The sequence below is a fragment of the Reyranella soli genome (assembly GCF_007992495.1).
Taxonomy (GTDB): domain Bacteria; phylum Pseudomonadota; class Alphaproteobacteria; order Reyranellales; family Reyranellaceae; genus Reyranella; species Reyranella soli.
The window spans coordinates 1-22,500 of record NZ_BKAJ01000137.1; the positions used below are offsets into that span (position 1 = coordinate 1).

Genomic DNA, 22,500 nt, shown 5'->3' on the forward strand with positions numbered 1-22,500 from the left:
CTTGTGGCCATCTCCAACGGGCCATCAACGATGGGTGTACACCACCGGCCTCGGCGCGACGGCAAGCGGGTCGCCCGCGCCGACCCGGATATCAGACGTGGCGACCGACCAGTCCCGGAGGGCTTTGGTCGTAGCAATCGACGCGGCTGTCCCAAAGGCAAAGATCAACAAGGGCAGGCTGACGGCCAGGAGGTAGTTCATCGTTGCCTCTCAAAATCGTCCATCGGAGCAAGGCGCCGACGGCAGCCGCCGATCATTTTTCTGATACGCTGCCCGTCGGGCCAACGCTCAGCAGCACTTCGGTTTGACCGCGCAGCGCGCTCGCCTTCCACACGCCGTCGGATCCGCGGGCCAGCGCGCGAACACCCTTGTAGCCATCGGCTTCGATTGCCGCTTTCGCCGCCGTCTCGGTCATGGCGACCGGAGACGTCGTAACGACGGCCGACGGAGAGCGGATTGAAGCGGCTTCGTCGGCAGGAACGAACGATTTGCGATGCGAGAAGAGGACGGGCACCGGTGGGCGGGTTGCGTCCAATGAAGGGGCGCTTCGAGCGGGCAGCGCCGACACCTTGATCGGCGGCACCACCAGGGGCGGCGGCGACCGTTCCGTGGAACGGGCCAAAGCTCCAGTCCCTTCGGGAAGCGGCACGAGTGCGTGTGCGCCAGCAACACTTGCCGTCGCGAGCAAACCAAGGACCAGGAGCCTGAATTTCATATGGGAGACCTTTGGATCGCGACGCCTCAACGGTCGCATCCGACAGCAACAACGCAGGCGCCGACCACGTCGTTGCAGGTCTGGTCGAACGGCAGAGCGCCCGTTGTCGCCGTCTCGGCGCTTCGACTGGGTTGGCCGGATCGACGAGATTTATTCGTCGAAAATGCAACTTTTCCGCGTCCCTCCCGTTGACGCCATGACCCATTCCCGGAAGGAACACTCCATTCAATGCGCGTTCGTATCCTAGCGGCAACATCGCTCGGCCTGCTCGTGGCCGCGTGCCAGGGCACCTACAGCCAAGACTCACCCGGTGCCGCGGCGCCTGCCTATGGCAACACTTACCAGTCGCCCAGCACGGCCTGCGCCGACTACGGCTTCCGTGCCGGCACGACGAGCTTCAACCAGTGCGTCGCCCGTGAGCAGCAAGCTCGCGCCACCGGCCGCGTGAACCGCGACTACGCGGCCACCCAGTTGACCGCGGATGCGCAGAATGCCTGCGACTCGTACGGTCTCGCTGCGGGGACGGCGTCCTACGGTCGCTGCGTCAGCCGCGAGGTCGACGCCCGCACCTATCGCGACGGCGCAGCCCAGCCAGGTCCGGCCTACTACACCGACCAGAACGGCAACCGCGTCGATGCCCAGGGTTATCGCGTCGACACCAACGGCTATCGGGTCGCCAGCCAGCCGGCCCCGACCTATCGCACTGACCAATACAACAATCGGGTCGATGCCCAGGGTTATCGCGTCGATAGCACCGGGCGTCGCGTGGCCGTCCAAGGCCCGTACTACACGCCGGCTTCCCAGGCCTCTTCGACCCAGGCAGTCTCGCACGACGAATTCGGCAACCGCTACGACGCGCAGGGTAACCGCGTCGATGCCAGCGGCCGCGTCATCGCCATGCCGCAAAACCGATACTAGGCGTTGTGGCCCCAGGCGTTGGAGGTGAACCGCCTTCTTACGCCGCCGCGAGATGGATGCCCGCTCTACTGTGAGGGCACGATCATGAACCTGTTTGGCGTGATAGCACTCAGCTGCGGTCTGGTATTGGCCGCTCCAGCAGTCTTGGGTGCAATTCCGGAGAACAAGATCAAGGTGAACGCGGTGGTCTGCGTCACCAAATCGGGAATTGAAGCCACCCGCCCGGACATGAATGCCAAGCAGCTTGAAAGCCTGCGCTGCTCTACCGCACCGACAAGTCTTCGCGTCGATATTCTGCCGCCCTCGGTGGCGTGTGATCCTTACTTGTTCGTGGCGGCCACACTGCCCGACAGAATCCTCCGGTATTGGATCAGGCGCGACGAACTCGATGAGCAGGTGCTCAACATCGCCGGCGAGGATGCGGGCTGCCGAGAGTGATCGACCCTGGCCGTCGAAATGGGCGGAGCGTGAACCAACGGGCTTCATCGTCGGCGTATGCGATTCGACGCGAAAGGAAAACCCCAGCAACATTTCGCGCGGCTGTATAGCAACGGTCCCGTTGCGCATTCATGGGTGGTCGCGCAGAGGCACGTTGGTCGTCATGCGACCTGCTGACAGTCGAATTTGCCAGCAATTTCTGTCACACCCTTGCGTCGACGGTTGTGTGTCTGGAGCCTTCCTTGTCACTTCCTCTGGTTCATCCCCACGAAACGGCCTGGCGCCGCGATCGCCCCATCGAACCCGAGGCGGCCGCACTGCTGGTGGTCGACGTCCAGAATCTCGAAATCTCGCCGCCGATCGAGCGGGAGCATCCTGCCTTCGTCGCCGACCTGCAGGCCCGAGTGGTGCCCAACATTGCCCGCCTCATCGCGGGCTGCCGCCAGGCCGGCATCGAGGTCGTCTATACGGTCGTCGAAAGCCTGACGCGCGACGGCCGTGACCGCAGCCTCGATCACAAGCTCTCCGGCATCCTCGTTCCCAAGGGCGCCTGGGAAGGGCAGATGATCGACGCGGTGGCGCCACGCGACGATGAGATCGTGTTGCCGAAGACCTCGTCAGGTGTGTTCAACTCGACCAACATCGATTATGTGCTGCGCAATCTCGGCGTGCGCCATCTCCTGGTCGTCGGCGTGCTGACCGACCAATGCGTGGACATGGCCGTGCGCGACGGCGCCGATCGCGGCTACTACACGATCTGCATTTCCGATTGCTGCAGCACCTACACAGCCGACCGGCAGGCCAACGCGCTTCAGGCATTCGGCGGCTACTGCCGGACGGTTACGCTCGAGGCCATGCTCGCCGAAATCGCCGCCTCGGCGAAGAAGACCCGGGTCGGCTAGGCCGGGCGCTCCGGCACGCGCCTGCCGGGAAGCCGCAAGGAGGCGAGTCCCCGGGGCGCAAACAGGACGATGAGCACGATCAGCCCGCCATAGACGAGCAGCCGGTATTGATCGAGGAACCGCAGCGACTCGGCTGAGCTGGTCAGCAGCACGGCGCCGACCAGCGGCCCGGCGAACGTGCCGAGGCCTCCCACCAGCACCATGGCGATGACCAGGATCATGAGATCGGCGCCGATCGCGGCCGACGGCGTCAGGATGCCGACATAATGCGCATAGAAGGCGCCCGCCACGCCGACCATGAAGGCGCTGACGGCGAACACGCCGAGCTTGATGCGCGTGAGATTGACGCCGAGACTTTCGGCGGCATCCTCGCCATCACGGATGGCAAGAATGGCCAAGCCGATCTTGGATCGCAGGATCACGGCCGTCGCCAGCAGCGTCATACCGAGCAACAGGGCGGCGAGATAATAGTAGCCGATCTTGTTCGCCGGGCTGAACACGACCTCGCCGACGAGCGGCAGGTGGAGCGCCTGGAACGCCGGGATTCCCCACAAGCCAAGTTCGCCGCGCGTCAGGCCTTTGAGGTTGGAGCAGGAAAGGCGGACGATCTCGGCGAACGCCAGGGTGACGACGGCGACGTGCGCCATCGACTTGATGCGCAGGATCGGCAGGCCGATGAACAGACCGAATGCCGCAGCGAGCGCCGCTCCGATCCATAGGCTGGCCCAGGCACCGATCCCGAGATGGATCGATATCAGCGCCGAGCCGTAGGCGCCGAGGCCGAAAAACGCGTGATGGCCGAAAGTCTTGAGGCCAAGGTACCCGGTCACGAGATTGTACGCGACGGCGAAGATCGCGAAGATCATGATCAGGATCATGACGTGCAGCACGTAGCTGCCGACGCCGAGCAGAGGCAGGCCGAGGACGACCAGTGCCGCAACAACGGCGGTCAGCAGGGCGTTGAGGCGAAGCGGCTGAAACATCGTTTACGGGGCCTTGCCGAAGAGGCCCCAGGGCCGCGCCCACACGACCACGATCATCAAGGCGAAGCCGAAGACGTCACGCCATTCCGCCGACGTGATCTGCACGCCCAGCGCCTCGACGATGCCGAGCAGGAGGCCGCCGACGATGGCGCCGGGAAAGCTGCCGAGGCCGCCCAGCACGACGACGACGAAGCCCTTGAACAGCACCGGCAGGCCCATCCACGGGCTGACCGAGTAGATCGGCGCCAGCATCGCCCCTGCGACCCCGCCCAACGCCGCCGAGAGACCAAAGGTGATCATGTGGACACGCGACACCGGGATGCCGCACACCGAAGCGGCATCGCTGTCCTGCGAGGTTGCGCGCAACGCCCAGCCGAAGCGGGTCTTCTTCAGCAGGAAGCCCATGGCGAGCAGGGTGCCGACGGCCACCAACAGCATGAGCACGCGCTGCAACGGCAGGCGGATGTCACCGAGACGGAGAATGCCTTCCACGTAGTAGGGCACCGTCTTGTAATCCTCGCCGAACACGATGAGCGCCAGGTTCTGGAACGCGATGGACAGGCCGAGCGTCGCGGCGATGCAGGCGAATAGCCAGCCATCCTGGCGCAGCAGATAGTGGACCGTCAGGCGTTGCACGGCGGCGCCGACGAGAAAGAGCAGGCCGGCAACCAGGGGAATGGCAAGAACGGGCGGCACAGAGCGGCCGACGAGGTAGAAGGCGGCATAGCCGCCCATCATGTAGAACTCGCCGTGCGCCATGTTGAGCACCCGCATGGTGCCGTAGATCAGCGCGATGCCGCCGCCCACCAGGGCGTACATCGAGCCGGCGACGAGCCCGTTGACGATCTGTTCGATGTAGAGCGCGATCGGCATCGCCGTCATTCACCCAGGTAGACGCGACGGACGACGTCGCTGTGCAGCATTTCCTGCCCGGTGCCACCCAGCATCAGCCGGCCACTCTCGAGCAGGTAACCGCGATGGGCGAGCGCGAACGACAGGTTGACGTTCTGCTCGTTGAACACGACGGCAATGCCCTCGGCGTTGATGCGGCGGATGATGTCGTTGATCTGCAGCACGACCTTGGGCGCCAGGCCGAGATAGGGCTCGTCCATCAGCAGCAGCCTCGGCTTGGCCATGAGGCCGCGCGCGATCGCCACCATCTGCTGCTCGCCGCCGGACAGCCGGCCGGCCGGCTGCGCGCCGCGCTCGCGCAGGATCGGGAACAGGCCTTCCACCCAGCCGAGCCGCGCCTCTGCGTCATGCCGTACCGCCGCGGGGTACGCGCCGAGCAGGACGTTCTCGCGCACCGTCATCGCGGGGAACAGCCGGCGGCGCTCCATCACCATAGCGATGCCGATACCCGCCCTGTCGTGGACGGCAAGCCGCGCAAGGTCGTTGCCCTCGAAGCGGATGGTGCCGCTTCTGGCGCGGCAGAGACCGATGATGGCCTTCAGGACGGTGCTCTTGCCCGAGCCGTTTGGCCCCAAGATGGCGACGATCTCGCCCGCGGCAACATCGATCGAGACGTCCCACAGCACCTGGTAGTCGCCGTAGGCGACATCGAGCCCGCGGATCTCGAGCATGGCGGGCTCAGCCATGCGCTGCATCGCCGAGATAGAGGTCGATCACATCGGGATGGCGCGCGATGTCAGCCGGAGTGCCTTCGGCGATCTTGACGCCGCGATTCATGAAGATCGCGCGATCGGCCACCTCGCCGATCACCCGCATATTGTGCTCGATCATGATCACGGTGAGACCCTGCTCGCGAAGGCGCCGCACCAGCTCGATCATGCCGGGAATGCTCTTCTGGTCGATGCCGCCCGTCACCTCGTCCATCAGGAGGAGCTTCGGACGCGTGGCGATCGCGCGCGCGAGCTCCAGTCGCTTGCGCTGGCCGGTGCTCAGACCCTTGGCCGGCGCGTCGGCCTTGTCGGCGAGCCCAACCAGCTCGACATAGCGGCGCGCGGCCGCACGCGCGTCAGGCAGCCGCTTGTGATGCATCATGGCCCCGACCATGACGTTCTCGGTGACACTGAGCTCCTGGAACGGCTGGGTGATCTGGAAGGTGCGGGCGACCCCCAGCCGGCAGCGGGCATCGGGCCTCAGGCCCGCAAGGTCGCGCCCATCGAACATGATCCGGCCGCTGCCCGGCTGGCGTGCCCCGGCGATGAGATGGAAGGTCGTCGTCTTGCCCGCGCCGTTGGGTCCCATCAGCGCCACGATCTCGCAGCGAGACACCGCGAAGGTGAGCTCGTGGACCGCGGCGATGCCGCCGAACTCGACCGAGAGGCCGCTTACCTCGACGAGTGGCGTCAAGGCTTGGCCTGGAATTCCGTCGTCGCGGCGCTCTTCGGCCACACCACCTGGCTCTCGCCCTTGATGATCTGGGCGAACGGCACAGGCAGATAATCGGCGCCGATCTTGGGCGTGTGGATCGCCGTGTCATAGACCCACCGCCCATAGATGCACTTGTAGTCGGTCGCCGCGAAGGCGGCAGAGATCTTGGCCGCTTCGACCGAGCCTGCCTTGGCGACATTGTCGAGCAGCATGGCCATCTGGCAGTAACCCAGGGCATGGTCGCCGGTGCCCATCGTGCCGGTCTTGGCCTTGACCTTCTCGGCGAAGGCCTTGTGGCTGGCATTGTGATCGGGGTCGAAGATCAGCGGCGTCCACAACAGGCCGTCGGCCGACGCCGCTGCAGCCTGCAGGAATTCCGGCCGGATCGGGTAGTAGACCGCGAGGTGAAGTGAGCCGATGCCCTGCTCCTTGAGTTGCTTGACCAGGGCTGCGCCGGAATTCGGCGACGTGAAGATGCTGACCAGCACATCGGGCTCGTTGGCGCGCAGCTTGGAGAGCTGCGGATAGAAATCGGCCGTGCCGTTGGGCACGGCATCGTTCGACACGACCTTCCAGCCGTCGGCCTCGAACAGCGGCGCGGTGAACTCGACGTTGGACTTGCCATAGTCGGTGTCCTCGACAACGAAGGCGATCGACTTCTTGGCCGCCTTCACCTTGCCCGACGCGACAAGATCCTTGACGGCGTCGTGGATCGCGGCGGCATAGGCGTCGCTGTTGAAAGACATCTTCCAGAAATTGGCGTAGCGCTCGGGCTGCGCCTTGATCTTCTGGGCAATCGCAATCGACACCGGCTGGCCGCTCGCCATGAACTTGGCGAACGACGGCGCCAGCTCCATGGTCGCGAGCGTCACCGAGCTCGCCATCGAGTCGGCGATCAGGATATCGACGTTGTCGCGCGTCAGCAGCTTCTGGGCGGCGCTGATGCCCATCTCCGGACGGGAGGCGCTGTCCTCGAACAGCAGCGTCACGGGCTGCTGCTTGCCGCCGATGGTGAGACCACCCTTGCCGTTGACCTCCTCGGCCGCGAGCTCGAAGCCCTTGCGCATGGCGATGCCGGAATTCGCCTGCGGCCCGGAGAGCGGCCCGACCACGCCGATCTTGACCTCGGCCCTGGCGGAAGCGGCCATCACCGCCGCCGTCGCCAGACCCAGCAGAAGCCTGCTCGAAATGCGCTGAATCCTTGCCGACCGCCGCATGTCCTGCTCCCCCGTTTGCGACCCGGCGATCAGATTTGAACGTCGGATGGGTCATGTCAACTTCTTTACATATTTTACATTTTGTTGAGAATATGTAAGTAATCCTACAAACAACGATCCGCCGCCCGTTCATGCAAAAGTCGGTCCGAGAGAAGCTCGCAGCGCCAGACCTCGACCTCACGCCGTCCGAGCGCCGGGTCGCCCGCGAGCTCCTCCTGCACTACCCGGCAGCGGGGCTGGGGCCGGCGGCGCGGCTGGCCCAGCGCGTCGGCGTCAGCGACCCCACCATCACGCGGTTCGTGGTCAAGCTGGGCTACGGCAACTTTGCCGAGTTGCAGGCCGATCTGCTGGCCGAGGTCGAGGAGAAGGATCAGTCGCCGCTCACCATGTTCGACGACCGCCGCTCGGCGCTCGAACGCGGCGATCCGATCGCGACGTTCGTGGAGGCGGTCGCCTCGGCCGTAAAGGCGCTGGAGCGCGAAACCCTGACGAGCGACCTCGACCGCGCCACGTCGCTGCTCGCCGATCCCAAGCGGCGCATCATCTGTGTCGGCGGACGCTTCAGCGGCTACCTTGCGGGCATGCTGCGCAGCCATCTCGTGCAGCTCCATCCTGACACCCACCTGGCGGGCAACGACTTGACGGAGCTGTCCGACCTGGCAGCCGACGCGTCGCGCCGCGACGTGGTCGTCGCGTTCGACTATCGTCGTTACCAGCGCAGCACGATCGATTTCGTCCGGCAGGCCGCCGAACAAGGGGCAAGCGTCATCCTGTTCACCGATATCTGGCGCTCGCCGCTTGCCGCCTCTGCGGAGATCGTCCTGACGGCACGCGTCGAGACCGCCTCGCCCTTCGACACCCTGGTGCCGGCCCTGACCCAGATCGAGCTGATGGTGGCGCGGCTGCTCCAGCGCCTCGGCGAGCGCGCCCGGCCGCGCCTCGATCGGATCGACCAGTTCCGGCGCCGCAATCGGGTCACGCTGGAAGCCGACGAAATCGCCGCGCCGGCGGCGCGCCAGGCGAGCCCTCGAAAGCGGAGACGCAAGCGATGACCGATACGCCCGACACGCCACGCCGCGCCCCGTTGACGACGCTGATCACCAACGACCTCACGGCGATCACGCGCGGCCGCTCGGTCGCCGCCGACCGGCTCGTCGCCATCGCGGCGCAAGGTGTCGGCTGGGTTCCGGCCAATCTGTCGCTCACGCCGTTCGACTCCATCGCAACGCCCAACCCATGGGGCTCGCTCGGCGATCTCAGGCTGGTGCCCGACATGAACGCGCGGTACCGGGCGGCGGGCTGGCGGGCCGCCACGCCGTTCGACGTGGTGATGTGCGACGTCGTCGAACCGGACGGCAAGCCATGGTCCGCCTGTCTCAGAACCCTCGCGCGCCACGCGCTCGACACATTGCGCCAGGAAACGGGGCTCTCGCTCGTGGTGGCGTTCGAGCAGGAATACGGCATCGTCGGCGCGTCCTGGCAGGCGGAGCCGGCCTTCTCCCTGCAGGCCCTGCGGCGCGCCGATCCCTACGGACCGGAACTCGTCGCGGCGCTGGAGGAAGCTGGCGTCGAACCCAATGTCTTCATTCCCGAATACGGCGCCGACCAGTTCGAGATCAGCATCGGGCATACCGCGGGCATTGCCGCTGCAGACCGGGCGATCGCGGTGCGCGAGATCGTGCGCGAGCTGACGCGCCTGTTCGGCTGGCGCGCCAGCTTCGCGCCCAAGCTGGCACCTGACCTGGTCGGCAACGGCGTTCATGTGCACATGAGCCTGGTCGACGGCGAGGGGCGGCCCGTCATGTATGAGGCCGGACGTCCAGGGCGGCTCTCCCAGAGAGGCGGCGCCTTTGTCGCTGGCATAATGCGCCACATGCAGGCGCTGATCGCGCTGACCGCCCCCTCGCCGGTTTCCTATCTCCGCCTCCAGCCGCACAGCTGGAGCTCGTCCTACACGTGGCTCGGCGAGCGCGACCGCGAGGCGACCTTGCGCATCTGTCCGCCGATCGCGCTCGGCAACACCGATCCGGCTCGCCAGTTCAATGTCGAGTTTCGCGCCGCCGACGCCACGGCCAGCCCTTACCTGGTGCTTGCAGCGCTGACCCTCGCCGGCCTGGAAGGCCTGCGCGCCGGCCTGCCGACGCCGCGCATCGTCGATGCCGACCCGACAACCTTGTCGGACGCGGAGCGCGCCAAGCTCGGCCTGTTCCGCCTACCGCGTTCGCTATCCGAGGCACTCGATGCCCTCGAGGCCGATGCCAAGGTCCTTTCCTGGCTGCCGCCGGCCCTGCTCGAGACCTATGTCGGCCTGAAGCGCACGGAGATCCGGTTGGCCGAAGGGCTCGATGACGCCGCTCTCTGCCGGCGCTACGGCGCCGTGTATTGACGTCCGATCATCCCGGAGAAGACGCCACCGTGGTGCTGCGACCCGATGGTGGGTCGCCCTTCGTCCTGGTGTGCGAGCATGCCAGCAACGTCATGCCGGCGCGCTACCACGCCCTTGGGCTCGCCGATCGCCACAGCAGCCGGCATATCGCCTGGGACATAGGCGCCGCCCAATTGACGCGGCTGCTATCCGAGCGTCTCGACGCCACGGCGATCCTCGCCGGCTTCTCGCGCCTGCTGATCGACGCCAACCGCCCACCGCATGTGCCGTCGAGCATACCGTCACTGTCGGAGGACACGCCGATTCCCGGCAACATCGACCTCTCCGAGGCGGAGCGTGACCTCCGCCTTCGTCATTTCTTCCAGCCGTTCCACGACTCGATCACCTGCCAGCTCGATCGCCGCCAACGCGACTCGCGACCGACGGCGATCGTGGGCGTGCACAGCTTTACGCCGGTCTTTCTCGGTGAGACCCGCCCCTATCATGTCGGCGTCCTGTTCGATGCCACGGGCGACTGGGCCACTGCCTTGAGGCGGCACTTGCGGAAGCGAACGAACCTCGATGTCCGGCTGAACCAGCCCTACGCGGTCACGCCGGAAGAGGACTACACCGCCTACGTCCATGGCGCCGAGCGCGGGTTTGCTGCCCTGCTCATCGAGGTCCGCAACGATCTGCTGGACCAACCGCAGGACATCTCGCAGTTGGCGCGGCAGCTGGGCGACGCACTCGAAGCCACCGCAGCCTTCGCGCTGCCGAACAGGTAGGCCAGGCGACAAACCTCGCTCGGGCAACAAAAAAGCACCGGCTAGCGCAGCCGCGGGCCGGGATCGAGCCCGAGGAAGGCGCGGCCACCGATCGGATACCACTCCGGAGCGAGCGTCGCCGCCTGGCCGACCACCTGCAGGTCGCGCCACACTTCGGCCAAGCGACTCTCGGTCTTGAACGAGGTGCTTCCGCCGTGCCGGAACATCAGGTCCATCGCCTGGCGTGCGCAGTCGCCGGCATGCACCGCGGCGAGCCGGCAACGGGCGCGCTGCTCGAGCGTGGTCTCGCGGCCGTCGGCGAGCGTATTCCACAGCTCCGCGATCATCGCGTTGCGATAGATGCGTCCGGAATTGAGAATCGCATCGGCGCGCCCGACCGCGTCCTGTACCTGCGGATTGTCGCACAGCCTGCCCGTGCGGCCGCGTGGCGTCTTGTCGGCGGCAAGCTCGACGAGCGCGTTGATGCCGGCACGCGCCAGCCCGGTGATCACCGCGCACTGGTGCGGCCCGACCCAGGCCTGCGCCGGTAGGGCGTAAGTCATGCCCGGCCAGTGCCCCCACTGGTTGTCGAGCGGTACGCCGGCATGGACCATCGTGCGCCGCTCCGGCAGAAAGAAATCCCTCACCGTCCAATCGAAGCTCCCGGTGCCGCGCAGTCCGCTCACCTCCCAGCTGCCGGGAATGACCTCGACCTCGGCGCGCGGGAACAGGCCGCGCCAGAACGTGCCGCCGTCTTCGCGGCGGCGCGGCTCGCCATCATCGAGGATCTGGAAGCTGCCGAGCATCCAGGCGGCTTCGTGGCAGCCGCTGCCGAAGGTCCAGCGCCCGCTGACGCGATAGCCGCCCTGGACCGACACCGCCTGGCCGCCGCCCTGCACCGCGGTGCCGGCAATCACGGTACGATGGCCCTTCGGATAGATCTCCTGCACGCCGTCGTCCGGAAGGCCGAGCGTGACCAGCGAGCCGACGCCGTTGTTGGCGACGTTCCAGCCGACCGAGCCCGCGCCTTCGGCCAGGTGCTCGACGACGCGGATGTAGGTCAGCGGATCGGCCTGCAGGCCGCCGAGCGACCGCGGCAGCAGCAGGCGGTAAAAGCCCGCCGCGTGCATCTGCTCGACCAGCTCAGGCGACAGCCGCTGCTCGCGCTCGATCTCGTCCTGGTAGTGCCGCAATGTCGGCTTGAGCGCGGCGGCCGACTGTACGACCGGCTGGGCATCGATGTCGACCGGCAAGCGGCGGTCTTCGACTATGGTCTGCATCGACACCTCCTGTTGCCCGCTCCGGGTCGTGACGGGCGCGCTGATGTCGCGACCGTGTCAGGTGACAATGAACGGCATGGCCTCGGCAATAGCCTGTCCGCATCGTATCATGGCTCAGCCCGTCGATGGCGAGAGCGGCGGGCACCTTTGGGCCGACCGGTTTGATCGTAACTTGACCGATTTCGTCGCGCCCCAGGACGAAGTCGTGCGGAATATCGTCGATGCGCTGGCAATCAAGCTCACGCGCTGGGAGAAGCAGCTGCCAGGCGCGCGCGCGAACTGCTCGGTCGCACCACGCCCAAGATTCACCAACACTCAATGAGTCGCCCGATCACTAGCGCTGCGCGAAAGTTCTGAAATCCCGAAATGACATGAATAGCTCAAATTTTGAGTTGCGCACATCAAATCGGCTGACCAGAGTGACCTCAACCGACCGATCAAGGTCGGAGGAGGAAACGCATGCGACTGCTCCGATTCCCGCTGCTCGCCGTTGCGGCGCTGTCGATGACCGTCGGGACCGCCATGGCCCAGACCACGGTTCGCTGGCTGCACATCGAAGCCAATCCTGCCCAGGTGAAGATCTGGGAAGAGATTGCCCGCGCCTTCGAGGCCAAGAACCCCGGGGTCAAGGTCGAGATGCAGTTCCTCGAGAACGAGGCCTACAAGGCAAAGCTGCCGACCATCCTGCAGTCCAAGGATCGCCCTCACATCATCTACAGCTGGGCGGGCGGCGTGCTGAAGACGCAGGTCGAGGCCGGCGTCCTGCAGGATATCGGTCCGCAGCTGAAGGGTTATAGCGACCAGCTCGCGCCGGCGGCGCTCGCGGCCTTCACGATCGATGGCAAGATCTACGGCGTCCCGATGGTCCTGTCGGAGGTGGGCTTCTTCTACAACAAGGAGCTGATGGCGAAGGCTGGAGTCGATGGCACGACCATCAAGACCTGGGATGATCTGCTTGCCGCCACCAAGAAGCTGAAGGCGGCGGGCATGACCCCGATCGCCGTGGGCGGTGCTGACAAATGGCCGCTTCATTTCTATTGGACGTATCTCGCGATGCGCGCTGGCGGCAAGCCCGCGTTCGATGCGGCGATGCGCGGCGAGAGCGGCGGCTTCGCTGGCGAGACCTTCGTGAAGGCGGGCGAGCTGTTCAAGCAGCTGGTCGACCTGCAGCCTTTCCAGACCGGCTTCCTCGGATTCAAGAACCAGCCAGCGGTCGGCTATTTCGGCGACGGCAAGGCAGCAATGACGCTCGCCCTCAACAATGTCTACCTGCTCCAGCGCGTGCTGGCGGCAGACAAGGCCGGTCTCAGCGACGACAAAATTGGCTGGTTTGCCTTCCCTACCGTCGCTGGCGGCAAGGGCGATGCAAGCGACACACTAGGCGGTATCACCGGCTGGTTGGTGACCAAGGGGGCGCCGAAGGAGGCGGCCGAGTTCCTCAAGTTCTTCGTCTCGCTCGATGTCCAGAAGCGGCTGGCGGCGGGCAACTTCCTCGTTCCCGTGGTCGCCGGCGCGGAGACGGCATTTACCAACCCCTTCATGGGCAGCATCGCCCAGAACCTGGCACGCTCGAAGTACCACCAGAACTTCCTCGACCAGACGCTCGGCCCCTCGGTCGGTCGCGTCGTCAACGACGCGACCGCGGAGATCGCCGGCGGCAGCATGACTCCCAAGGACGCCGCCAAGGCCATCCAGGACGCCTGGAAACAGGGCAACTAGTGCGCGGCGTATGACGTCCACTGTCTCGGCGAGCGTGCCACGGCCTCGCGCGCGTGGATCATCCCTCGGCAAGCTTCTGGCCGATGACAAGCTCGCCACCATTGCCCTGTTCCTGCCGCCCGCTCTGCTGCTCTACACGCTGTTCGTCATCCTGCCGATCGGCGAAGCGGGCTTTTACAGCGCCTTCAGCTGGAACGGCTTCGGCAGCCCGACCAATTGGGTCGGCTTGGACAACTACCGCTACGTATTCGAGAATCGGGCGTTCGGCCTGGCGCTGCGCAACAATGTCCTGATCATCGTCGTCTCGCTGCTGATCCAGCTGCCGCTCGCGCTGGCGCTGGCCATTGCCTTGTCGGAGAGGTTCCGCGGCGCCGTGGCGCTGCGCATGCTGTTCTTCCTGCCCTACGTGCTCGCCGAGATCGCGACCGGCCTGATCTTCAGCTTCGTCTACGACGGCAACTACGGCCTGCTGGCCTCGATCTGGCGCCTGTTCGGCGCCGAAGCACCCCATCTGCTGGCCAGTCCGCAGACATCGATGCTGGCCATCCTGATCGTGATCGTCTGGAAGTATTTCGGCTTCCACATGATGCTCTATATCGCGGCCCTGCAAGGCATCGACCGCAGCCTCATCGAGGCTGCCCGTATCGACGGCGCGTCGCGCTTCGAGCTCCTGCGCTACGTCGTGATCCCCCTGCTCTCTCCGACCATCCGGCTCTCCGTGTTCTTCTCGGTGGTGGGCTCGCTGCAGCTGTTCGATCTCATCATGCCGCTGACGCGTGGCGGCCCGGCCGATTCATCGAACACCATTGTGAGCTTCCTCTACAATTTCGGTGTCATGCGCATGCGCGTGGGCTTCGGCAGCGCCGTCGGCGTCATCCTGTTCTGCATCTGCGTCACCTTCGCCTTCACCTACAAGCGCTGGATGATGCGCGATGACTAGCCCCTCCAGGACCAGGCGCCGCTTCGACCCCGCGCCGCTCTACAAGGCGCTGTTCCTGACCCTGGTTGCGGCGTTCGTCACCGTGCCGCTGATCACCACAGTACTGGGCGGCTTCAAGAGCCTGGGCGAACTGCGGACCAATCCCTTCGGCCTGCCGCAGAGCTGGGAGTGGGAGAACTACTGGGGCATCCTGGCCTCGAAGCGCTACTGGATGCTGCTGCGCAACTCCCTGATCATCGCTTCGCTCAGCACCTTCCTGACGCTCGCCGTCGCCGCGATGGCGGGTTTCGTCTTCGCCCACCTGAAATTCTTCGGCAGCCGGATGCTCGGCGAATATCTCACGCTGGGGCTGTTGTTTCCGGCCGCCACCGCCATCCTGCCGCTGTTCATCAAGGTGCGCGATCTCGGCCTGCTCGACACCTACTTCGGCGTCGTCCTGCCGCAGGTGGCGTTCAGCCTCGCCATGAGCATTCTGCTGTTCCGGCGCTTCTTCAAGGACCTGCCGCCCGAACTGCTGGAGGCAGCCCTAATCGACGGCTGCAGCTACATCGACTATTTCCGGCACATGACCTTGCCGCTGTCGCGGCCGATCCTGGCCACTGTCGGGACCATCGCCTTCGTGCACAGCTGGAACGCCTATCTGGTGCCGTTGGTGATGCTCAATTCCGACGCCCTCTATCCCTGGCCACTCGGCATCATGGTCTATCAGGGCGAGTACTCGGCCGAGTGGAACCTCATCCTGGCTTTCATCACCCTCACCATCCTGCCGACGATCGTGCTGTTCCTGCTGGCGCAGAAGCACATCGTTGCCGGCCTCACCGCCGGCGCGGTCAAGGGTTGACGGTACAGCGGAGTTGCCCATGCAAAAGGTTGGATTTGGCGTCATCGGCTGCGGGGTCATCAGCACGGCCTATCTGAAGGCGGCGCAACGCTTCGCCAATCTCGAGCTGCGCGCGGTCGCCGACATGCGCGGTGCCGCCGCCGAGAAGCAGGCCGCGGCGTTCGGCGTGCCCGCGATGCGGGTCGACCAGTTGCTGAAGCGCGACGACGTCGAGATCGTGGTCAACCTGACCGTGCCGCTGGCGCACACCGATGTCAGCCTGGCGGTTCTCAACGCCGGCAAGCATGTCCATTCCGAGAAGCCGCTGGGCGTTAGCGTGGCCGAGGCGCGCAAGGTCATGGACCTGGCCGCAGCCAAGGGCCTGCGCGTCGGCTGCGCGCCGGACACCTTCCTCGGCGGCGGACACCAGACCGCCCGCAAGGCGATCGACGACGGGGCGATCGGTCGGCCGGTCGCCGGCACCGCCTTCTTCATGTGTCCCGGCCACGAGCGCTGGCATCCGGCGCCCGGCTTCTACTACCTGCGCGGCGGCGGGCCGATGCTCGACATGGGCCCCTACTACATCACCAACCTGATCCAGTTGCTGGGCCCGATCGCCAGCGTCATGGGCTCGGTCGCCAAGCCGCGGCTCGAGCGCCTGGTGACCAGCGAGCCGCTCAACGGCACGCTCATTCCGGTCGAGGTGGCGACGCACGTCGCCGGGCTGCTGGAGTTTGAAAGCAGCGCCGTCGTCTCGATCGTCATGAGCTTCGACGTGCCCCGACACAATCACGCGCCGATCGAGATCTATGGCACGGAGGCCAGCATCCTGGTGCCGGATCCGAACAAGTTCGGGGGCGAGGTCGCCGTCGCCAAGCCGGGCGGCGACTGGCAGACCGTTCCCCATACACATGGCAATGTCGACGGCGAGTTCCGCTCGATCGGTGTGGCCGACCTGGCGGCCGCGATCACGAGCGGCCGCCCGCATCGCGCCAGCGGCGCGTTGGCGTTGCATGCGCTGGAGGCCATGGAAGCGTTCCAGATCTCGGCCGACGAAGGCCGGCGGGTGAAGCTCGAGACGACGGTCGAGCGTCCGGCGATGATGACGCCGGGCCTGCCGACCGGCGCGATGGATTAGACGTAGGGAGTAGCAGCATGCGCAAGGCGATGATCGTGTGGGGCGGCTGGCCGGGTCACGACCCTGACCTCTGTGCCTCGATAGTCCAGGGCTGGCTGAAGGCGGAAGGCTTCGACGTGCGGGTCGAGACCAAGACATCGGCGTTCGCCGATCCCGCCATCCATGACCTGTCGCTGATCGTGCCGATCTGCACCATGTCCAAGATCGAGAAGGCGGAGGCGCTCAACCTCTGCGCGGCCGTGCAGAAGGGCGTCGGCATGGGCGGCCATCACGGCGGCATGGGCGATGCGTTCCGCGATTCGGTCGAATACCAGTTCCTGTGCGGCGGACAGTGGGTGGCCCATCCCGGCGGCATCATCGACTACAAGGTCGACGTGACCCGGCCGGACGACCCGATCATGTCGGGTGTGCCGAGCTTCGAGCATCGCTCCGAGCAGTATTACATGCACGTCGATCCCGCCAACGACGTGTTGGCGACGACGACCTTCTCGGGCGAGCACGCACCCTGGATCGACGGCGTGGTGATGCCGGTCGTCTGGAAGAAGCAGTATGGCGCGGGGCGCGTCTTCTATTCGTCGCTGGGGCACCGGGCCTATGAGCTCGACGTGCCCGAGATCCGCACCATCATGACGCGCGGCCTGCTGTGGGCGGCGCGCTGACGGAATGAGCGAGACGGCCCGCTTCAAGGCGACCCTGCAGGACGTCGCCCGCACTGCCGGCGTGTCGCTTGCGACCGTCGACCGCGTGGTCAATCGGCGCGACGGCGTGCGCGGCAAGACGGTGGCGAGGGTCGAGGCGGCGCTGGCCAAGCTCGGTTATCGTCCCGATGCGGCAGCGGCCAGGCTGGCGCGCAATCAGACCTTCCGTTTCGCGTTCATCCTGCCGACCGGCGCCAATTCGTTCATGACGAACCTCGACGAGCAGGTGCGCCGGACGGCCGACTGGCTGGCCAGCCAGCGCGCCTTCATCGACGTCCTGCATGTCGACGTCTTCGATCCCGATGCCCTGGCCGGCGCTCTCGCGTCCCTGTCTTCGTCCTATGACGGCGTCGCCACCATCGCGCTCGATCACCCCAAGGTGCGAGCCGCCATCGATGATGCGGCGAATCGCGGCATTCGGGTCGTGACCCTGGTTTCGGACGCCCCGAGCTCGCGGCGCCTGCACTATGTCGGCATCGACAATCCCGCCGCCGGGCGCACGGCCGCGGCCTTGATGGGACGCTTCCTGTGCGGCCGCCGCGGCTCGGTCGGCGTCATCGCGGGCTCACTGGTCCTGCGCGATCATGCCGAGCGGCAGTTCGGCTTCCACCAGATCCTGTCGAGCGAATATCCCGAACTGTCGCCGCTTGCTGCCGTGGAAGGCCGTGACGACAACGAGCGCACCCGCATGCTGACGGCACGTCTGCTCTCCAGCCAGCCTGACCTCGCCGGCCTCTACAGCGTCGGCGCCGGCAACCGGGGCATCGCCGCGGCCCTGGAAGCGTCAGGCCGCGCCCACGACATCGTCTGGATCGCCCATGAGCTGACGGTGCATACGCGCGCCCTTCTCCTGCGCGGCGTGATCGACGCGATCATCAACCAGGACCCTGGTCACGAGGCGCGCTCCGCCGCCCGCGTCCTCCTCGCCCACTGTCTGGGCGATCCCGTCATGCCCGATCAGGAGCGGATCAACATCGATATCTTCCTGCGCGACAATCTCCCCTAGACGACACTCGTCCAGCGCGAACGGTGGTGTGGCGAGATCGTCGAGCTTCATTGTCGCCCATGGCAACAAAAAAGCCGCCCTCTTGCGAGGACGGCTTTTTGATTTGGTTGCGGGGGCAGGATTTGAACCTACGACCTTCAGGTTATGAGCCTGACGAGCTACCGGGCTGCTCCACCCCGCGGCAAATCCATGCGTCTGAATCTTGAAATCTAGGCGAAGGTTGCTTCGCCCTCATCGGAAGAGGTTCCGCGCGTTTGGAAGACCTGGCAGCGACCTACTCTCCCGTGCCTTAAGACACAGTACCATCGGCGCTGAAAGTTTTCACGGCCGAGTTCGGAATGGGATCGGGTGTTCACCCTTCGCTACTGCCACCAGGTCGTCGAAACGCGCAGAGGTCTTAAAGTCCCGGGCACAAAGCCGTGCGCGGATGTCGACCGCTGCACGGAACGAATGAAATCAAGCCGATCGAGCTATTAGTACCGCTAAGCTGAATGCATCACTGCACTTGCACATGCGGCCTATCAACGTGGTGGTCTACCACGACTCTCAGCGAGACCTAGTTTCGAGGCGGGTTTCACGCTTAGATGCTTTCAGCGTTTATCCCTCCAGTACATAGCTACCCGGCGCTGCGACTGGCGTCACAACCGGTACACCAGAGGTACGTCCATCCCGGTCCTCTCGTACTAAGGACGGCTCCTCTCAAGTCTCGAACACCCACAGCAGATAGGGACCAAACTGTCTCACGACGTTTTGAACCCAACTCACGTACCACTTTAATCGGCGAACAGCCGAACCCTTGGGACCTGCTCCAGCCCCAGGATGTGATGAGTCGACATCGAGGTGCCAAACACCACCGTCGCTGTGGACGCTTGGGTGGTATCAGCCTGTTATCCCCGGCGTACCTTTTATTCGTTGAGCGATGGCCCACTCACGCGGAACCACCGGATCACTATGGCCGACTTTCGTCCCTGCTCGACTTGTCAGTCTCGCAGTCAGGCGGGCTTGTGCCATTGCACTCAGCGGCTGATTTCCGACCAGCCTGAGCCCACCATCGCGCGCCTCCGTTACTCTTTGGGAGGCGACCGCCCCAGTCAAACTACCCACCATGCAGGGTCCCGGATCGGGATGACCGACCGCGGTTAGACATCAAAGATCAAAAGGGCGGTATTTCAAGGTTGCCTCCACCCGAGCTAGCGCCCGAGTTTCAAAGGCTCCCGCCTATCCTACACATCCAATCTCTAATGCCACTGCAAAGTTGTAGTAAAGGTGCACGGGGTCTTTCCGTCTAACTGCGGGTACCCCGCATCTTCACGGGGAATTCAATTTCGCCGAGCCTGTGTTGGAGACAGCGGGGAAGTCGTTACGCCATTCGTGCAGGTCGGAACTTACCCGACAAGGAATTTCGCTACCTTAGGACCGTTATAGTTACGGCCGCCGTTTACCGGGGCTTCGATTCAAGGCGTGAACCTCTCCTCTTAACCTTCCGGCACCGGGCAGGCGTCAGACCCTATACTTCGCCTCACGGCTTAGCAGAGCCCTGTGTTTTTGTTAAACAGTCGCCACCCCCTAGTCTGTGCCCCTCCATCGAGACCGATGGAGGCCCCCTTATCCCGAAGTTACGGGGGTAAATTGCCTAGTTCCTTCAACACAGTTCCCTCAAGCGCCTTGGTATACTCTACCAGTCCACCTGTGTCGGTTTAGGGTACGGTCTATACGCTGGAGTTATTTCCTGGAACCCTTGGGCCGCCCTAGCATTCGCCAACGAGCTAGAGCCACTTTTCGGATCCGTCACTTCCAGCAGGCCCACGAATATTGACGTGGTTCCCATCGGTTACGGCTGTCGCCCTCACCTTAGGGGCCGGCTAACCCTGCGCGGATTGACCTTGCGCAGGAACCCTTGGACTTACGGCGGAAGCGTCTCTCACGCTTCTTATCGCTACTTATGTCAGCATTCTCACTTCCGATACCTCCAGGAGCTCTCACGAGTCTCCCTTCGCAGGCTTACGGAACGCTCCGCTACCACTCTTTCGAGTCCGCAGCTTCGGTGCATGGCTTGAGCCCCGGTACATCTTCGGCGCAGGCTGGCTTATTTAGACCAGTGAGCTATTACGCTTTCTTTAAAGGATGGCTGCTTCTAAGCCAACCTCCTGGTTGTTTTGGCCTTCCCACATCCTTTCCCACTTAGCCATGACTTGGGGACCTTAGCTGGCGGTCTGGGCTGTTTCCCTCTCGACGACGGACCTTAGCACCCGCCGTCTGTCTGCCGCGCTGTACTCGTCGGTATTCGGAGTTTGGTTAGGTTTGGTAAGACTTTGGATCCCCCTAGCCCATCCAGTGCTCTACCCCCGACGGTAATCACGCGACGCACTACCTAAATAGTTTTCGCGGAGAACCAGCTATTTCCGAGTTTGGTTGGCCTTTCACCCCTAATCACAGGTCATCCGATACCTTTGCAACGGTAACCGGTTCGGTCCTCCAGTGCGTGTTACCGCACTTTCAACCTGCCCATGACTAGATCACCCGGTTTCGGGTCTACTCCGTGCAACTAAGCGCCCTATTCAGACTCGCTTTCGCTGCGCCTACACCTATCGGCTTAAGCTTGCTGCACAGAGTAAGTCGCTGACCCATTATACAAAAGGTACGCCGTCAGCCTTGCGGCCTTCGACTGTTTGTAGGCGTTCGGTTTCAGGTCTGTTTCACTCCCCTTGTCGGGGTGCTTTTCACCTTTCCCTCACGGTACTTGTTCACTATCGGTCACTGAGGAGTACTTAGGCTTGGAGGGTGATCCCCCCGTGTTCAGACAGGATTGCACGTGTCCCGCCCTACTCGAGGATGCGACTGCTTTCTACCCGTACGGGGCTATCACCCGCTATGGCCACCCTTTCCAGAGTGTTCCGGTTCTTACAATCGCATCACTGGCCTGGTCCGCGTTCGCTCGCCACTACTAGCGGAGTCTCTGTTGATGTCCTTTCCTCCAGGTACTGAGATGTTTCAGTTCCCCGGGTTCGCCTCGTCGACCTATGGATTCAGTCGACGATCATCCTGATGGATGGGGTTTCCCCATTCGGAAATCTTCGGATCAAAGTGTGTTGGCAACTCCCCGAAGCTTATCGCAGCCTACCACGTCCTTCATCGCCTCTCAGTGCCAAGGCATCCGCCAAACGCCCTTATTGTGCTTGATCTCACGTTTTGTCAGCGAAACGACGATCTTGCGATCGTCATTACGGCTCGTTCCGTGCAGGGGACGACCCCCGACACGACGGCCTTGTTTACCCTTCCTTCCACTCTGCCTAGGCGACAGAGCGAGGAAATCTAGACTTTAAGACCTCTTCCGATGAACGATGTCAAAGAACGATCGACGCCACCTAAGCGGCGCGAAGCTCTATGCGCATGGCCAGGCCACGCGTGATGATGGTGGAGGCAGACGGGATCGAACCGACGACCTCCTGCTTGCAAAGCAGGCGCTCTCCCAACTGAGCTATGCCCCCGTTTGAGCTTTCGGTCGGCGCGACCTGACTTCGTCTACCGGTGCGAACCGGCTGCTACCTCGAGGGTCGAGCCGATCGCGCGAAAGGTGGTGGGCCAGGGAGGATTTGAACCTCCGACCTCACGCTTATCAAGCGCGCGCTCTAACCAGCTGAGCTACTAGCCCAATCTCGGGCAGACGAAGCGACGGACATCCAATCCCATCTCACTGAAGAGGAGGAGACCGAATTCCGTCTCGCCAAGTACCATCATGGAAAGGGATGCGACAGCGGCGGCGACCACGGCTTGAGAAACCGCGGCTCCAGGTAGTGTTTAAGTAAGACCGGAATTGCTTCCAATCTTCCTTAGAAAGGAGGTGATCCAGCCGCAGGTTCCCCTACGGCTACCTTGTTACGACTTCGCCCCAGTCATTGATCCTACCGTGGCTGGCTGCCTCCTTGCGGTTAGCGCACCATCTTCGGGTAGAACCAACTCCCATGGCGTGACGGGCGGTGTGTACAAGGCCCGGGAACGTATTCACCGAGGCATGCTGATCCTCGATTACTAGCGATTCCAACTTCATGCACTCGAGTTGCAGAGTGCAATCCGAACTGAGACGGTTTTTTAGGATCGGCTCCGGCTCGCGCCATCGCATCCCATTGTCACCGCCATTGTAGCACGTGTGTAGCCCAGCCCGTAAGGGCCATGAGGACTTGACGTCATCCCCACCTTCCTCCGGCTTGTCACCGGCAGTTTCTCCAAAGTGCCCAGCATAACCTGATGGCAACTGGAGAC

General features: G+C 64.2%; 21 protein-coding genes, 3 tRNA genes and 3 rRNA genes (1 of these 27 only partly in view). 13 read left to right on the forward strand and 14 right to left on the reverse strand.

Annotation, left to right across the window (positions count from 1 at the left end; all coding sequences use genetic code 11):
* Positions 1-24: 24 nt before the first annotated feature.
* Both RSO01_RS47760 and RSO01_RS34060 read right to left on the reverse strand, forming a co-directional pair.
* A complete protein-coding gene (locus tag RSO01_RS47760) occupies positions 25-201 on the reverse strand; it encodes a hypothetical protein (RefSeq protein ID WP_170303563.1) in 177 nt (58 codons plus the stop codon).
* A gap of 52 nt (positions 202-253) precedes the next feature.
* A complete protein-coding gene (locus RSO01_RS34060; protein ID WP_147155049.1) occupies positions 254-715 on the reverse strand; it encodes a hypothetical protein in 462 nt (153 codons plus the stop codon).
* A 228-nt stretch (positions 716-943) separates the two neighbouring features.
* Between RSO01_RS34060 and RSO01_RS34065 the strand changes: the two genes are divergently transcribed.
* The 3 genes from RSO01_RS34065 to RSO01_RS34075 all read left to right on the forward strand — a co-directional run bounded on the left by RSO01_RS34065 (position 944) and on the right by RSO01_RS34075 (position 2,973).
* Positions 944-1,633 carry a hypothetical protein gene (locus RSO01_RS34065; RefSeq protein WP_147155050.1) on the forward strand — a complete coding sequence of 230 codons (690 nt, stop codon included), beginning with the start codon at positions 944-946 and terminating at the stop codon, positions 1,631-1,633.
* Positions 1,634-1,717: 84 nt separating this feature from the next.
* Positions 1,718-2,071, forward strand: coding sequence for a hypothetical protein (locus tag RSO01_RS34070; RefSeq protein ID WP_147155051.1), 354 nt, complete (start codon positions 1,718-1,720; stop codon positions 2,069-2,071).
* Between the two features lie 242 nt (positions 2,072-2,313).
* Positions 2,314-2,973, forward strand: coding sequence for a cysteine hydrolase family protein (locus RSO01_RS34075; RefSeq protein ID WP_174825975.1), 660 nt, complete (start codon positions 2,314-2,316; stop codon positions 2,971-2,973).
* Here RSO01_RS34075 and RSO01_RS34080 read toward each other — a convergent pair.
* The 5 genes from RSO01_RS34080 to RSO01_RS34100 are packed head-to-tail and all read right to left on the reverse strand — an operon-like array spanning position 2,970 to position 7,510.
* Positions 2,970-3,956: a branched-chain amino acid ABC transporter permease gene (locus RSO01_RS34080; RefSeq protein ID WP_147155053.1), complete on the reverse strand. Its 987-nt coding sequence runs from the start codon at positions 3,954-3,956 to the stop codon at positions 2,970-2,972. The genes RSO01_RS34075 and RSO01_RS34080 overlap by 4 nt on opposite strands.
* Positions 3,957-3,959: 3 nt before the next feature.
* Positions 3,960-4,838, reverse strand: a complete 879-nt coding sequence (locus tag RSO01_RS34085) for a branched-chain amino acid ABC transporter permease (RefSeq protein WP_147155054.1) — start codon at positions 4,836-4,838, stop codon at positions 3,960-3,962.
* Positions 4,835-5,554 (reverse strand): ABC transporter ATP-binding protein, encoded by a 720-nt coding sequence (locus tag RSO01_RS34090; RefSeq protein ID WP_246159007.1) that lies wholly within the window; start codon positions 5,552-5,554, stop codon positions 4,835-4,837. The genes RSO01_RS34085 and RSO01_RS34090 overlap by 4 nt, the downstream gene beginning before the upstream one ends.
* Positions 5,547-6,272 carry an ABC transporter ATP-binding protein gene (locus tag RSO01_RS34095; RefSeq protein WP_147155055.1) on the reverse strand — a complete coding sequence of 242 codons (726 nt, stop codon included), beginning with the start codon at positions 6,270-6,272 and terminating at the stop codon, positions 5,547-5,549. Before RSO01_RS34095 ends, RSO01_RS34090 begins: the two co-directional genes overlap by 8 nt.
* Entirely contained in the window at positions 6,269-7,510 is a 1,242-nt protein-coding gene (locus RSO01_RS34100; RefSeq protein WP_147155056.1) for an ABC transporter substrate-binding protein, read from the reverse strand. The genes RSO01_RS34095 and RSO01_RS34100 overlap by 4 nt, the downstream gene beginning before the upstream one ends.
* Positions 7,511-7,641: 131 nt before the next feature.
* Between RSO01_RS34100 and RSO01_RS34105 the strand changes: the two genes are divergently transcribed.
* Genes RSO01_RS34105 through RSO01_RS34115 form a run of 3 tightly spaced genes read left to right on the forward strand, consistent with a single transcriptional unit; the run spans position 7,642 to position 10,660 of the window.
* Positions 7,642-8,562 (forward strand): MurR/RpiR family transcriptional regulator, encoded by a 921-nt coding sequence (locus RSO01_RS34105; protein ID WP_147155057.1) that lies wholly within the window; start codon positions 7,642-7,644, stop codon positions 8,560-8,562.
* Positions 8,559-9,896: a glutamine synthetase family protein gene (locus RSO01_RS34110; RefSeq protein WP_147155058.1), complete on the forward strand. Its 1,338-nt coding sequence runs from the start codon at positions 8,559-8,561 to the stop codon at positions 9,894-9,896. The genes RSO01_RS34105 and RSO01_RS34110 overlap by 4 nt, the downstream gene beginning before the upstream one ends.
* Before the next feature lie 29 nt (positions 9,897-9,925).
* Entirely contained in the window at positions 9,926-10,660 is a 735-nt protein-coding gene (locus tag RSO01_RS34115) for an N-formylglutamate amidohydrolase (RefSeq protein WP_170303564.1), read from the forward strand.
* A 41-nt stretch (positions 10,661-10,701) separates the two neighbouring features.
* On the opposite strand, the gene RSO01_RS34120 is transcribed toward RSO01_RS34115, so the two are convergent.
* On the reverse strand, positions 10,702-11,919 hold the full coding sequence (locus tag RSO01_RS34120; RefSeq protein WP_147155060.1) for an acyl-CoA dehydrogenase family protein: 1,218 nt from the start codon (positions 11,917-11,919) through the stop codon (positions 10,702-10,704).
* Positions 11,920-12,028: 109 nt separating this feature from the next.
* Between RSO01_RS34120 and RSO01_RS34125 the strand changes: the two genes are divergently transcribed.
* The 7 genes from RSO01_RS34125 to RSO01_RS34155 all read left to right on the forward strand — a co-directional run bounded on the left by RSO01_RS34125 (position 12,029) and on the right by RSO01_RS34155 (position 18,240).
* Entirely contained in the window at positions 12,029-12,241 is a 213-nt protein-coding gene (locus RSO01_RS34125) for a hypothetical protein (protein WP_170303565.1), read from the forward strand.
* A 137-nt stretch (positions 12,242-12,378) separates the two neighbouring features.
* On the forward strand, positions 12,379-13,638 hold the full coding sequence (locus RSO01_RS34130; RefSeq protein WP_147155062.1) for an extracellular solute-binding protein: 1,260 nt from the start codon (positions 12,379-12,381) through the stop codon (positions 13,636-13,638).
* 10 nt (positions 13,639-13,648) lie between these two features.
* Positions 13,649-14,578 carry a carbohydrate ABC transporter permease gene (locus tag RSO01_RS34135; RefSeq protein ID WP_147155063.1) on the forward strand — a complete coding sequence of 310 codons (930 nt, stop codon included), beginning with the start codon at positions 13,649-13,651 and terminating at the stop codon, positions 14,576-14,578.
* Positions 14,571-15,419, forward strand: a complete 849-nt coding sequence (locus RSO01_RS34140) for a carbohydrate ABC transporter permease (RefSeq protein ID WP_147155064.1) — start codon at positions 14,571-14,573, stop codon at positions 15,417-15,419. The genes RSO01_RS34135 and RSO01_RS34140 overlap by 8 nt, the downstream gene beginning before the upstream one ends.
* Before the next feature lie 19 nt (positions 15,420-15,438).
* Entirely contained in the window at positions 15,439-16,536 is a 1,098-nt protein-coding gene (locus tag RSO01_RS34145) for a Gfo/Idh/MocA family protein (RefSeq protein WP_147155065.1), read from the forward strand.
* A 17-nt stretch (positions 16,537-16,553) separates the two neighbouring features.
* Positions 16,554-17,195, forward strand: coding sequence for a ThuA domain-containing protein (locus RSO01_RS34150; protein WP_147155066.1), 642 nt, complete (start codon positions 16,554-16,556; stop codon positions 17,193-17,195).
* Positions 17,196-17,199: 4 nt separating this feature from the next.
* Positions 17,200-18,240 carry a LacI family DNA-binding transcriptional regulator gene (locus tag RSO01_RS34155; protein ID WP_147155067.1) on the forward strand — a complete coding sequence of 347 codons (1,041 nt, stop codon included), beginning with the start codon at positions 17,200-17,202 and terminating at the stop codon, positions 18,238-18,240.
* Positions 18,241-18,344: 104 nt separating this feature from the next.
* On the opposite strand, the gene RSO01_RS34160 is transcribed toward RSO01_RS34155, so the two are convergent.
* From RSO01_RS34160 to RSO01_RS34185, 6 genes are all read right to left on the reverse strand, one after another.
* Positions 18,345-18,421, reverse strand: a tRNA-Met gene (locus RSO01_RS34160).
* An 80-nt stretch (positions 18,422-18,501) separates the two neighbouring features.
* Positions 18,502-18,616: ribosomal RNA gene (gene rrf, locus RSO01_RS34165) — 5S ribosomal RNA — on the reverse strand.
* Positions 18,617-18,692: 76 nt separating this feature from the next.
* Positions 18,693-21,422, reverse strand: a 23S ribosomal RNA gene (locus RSO01_RS34170).
* A 230-nt stretch (positions 21,423-21,652) separates the two neighbouring features.
* Positions 21,653-21,728, reverse strand: a tRNA-Ala gene (locus tag RSO01_RS34175).
* Between the two features lie 87 nt (positions 21,729-21,815).
* Positions 21,816-21,892: transfer RNA gene (locus RSO01_RS34180), tRNA-Ile, on the reverse strand.
* A 182-nt stretch (positions 21,893-22,074) separates the two neighbouring features.
* Positions 22,075-22,500, reverse strand: a 16S ribosomal RNA gene (locus RSO01_RS34185) (it continues 1,063 nt past the right edge of the window).
* Together the 16S, 23S and 5S rRNA genes with 3 tRNA genes alongside form the textbook arrangement of a ribosomal RNA operon.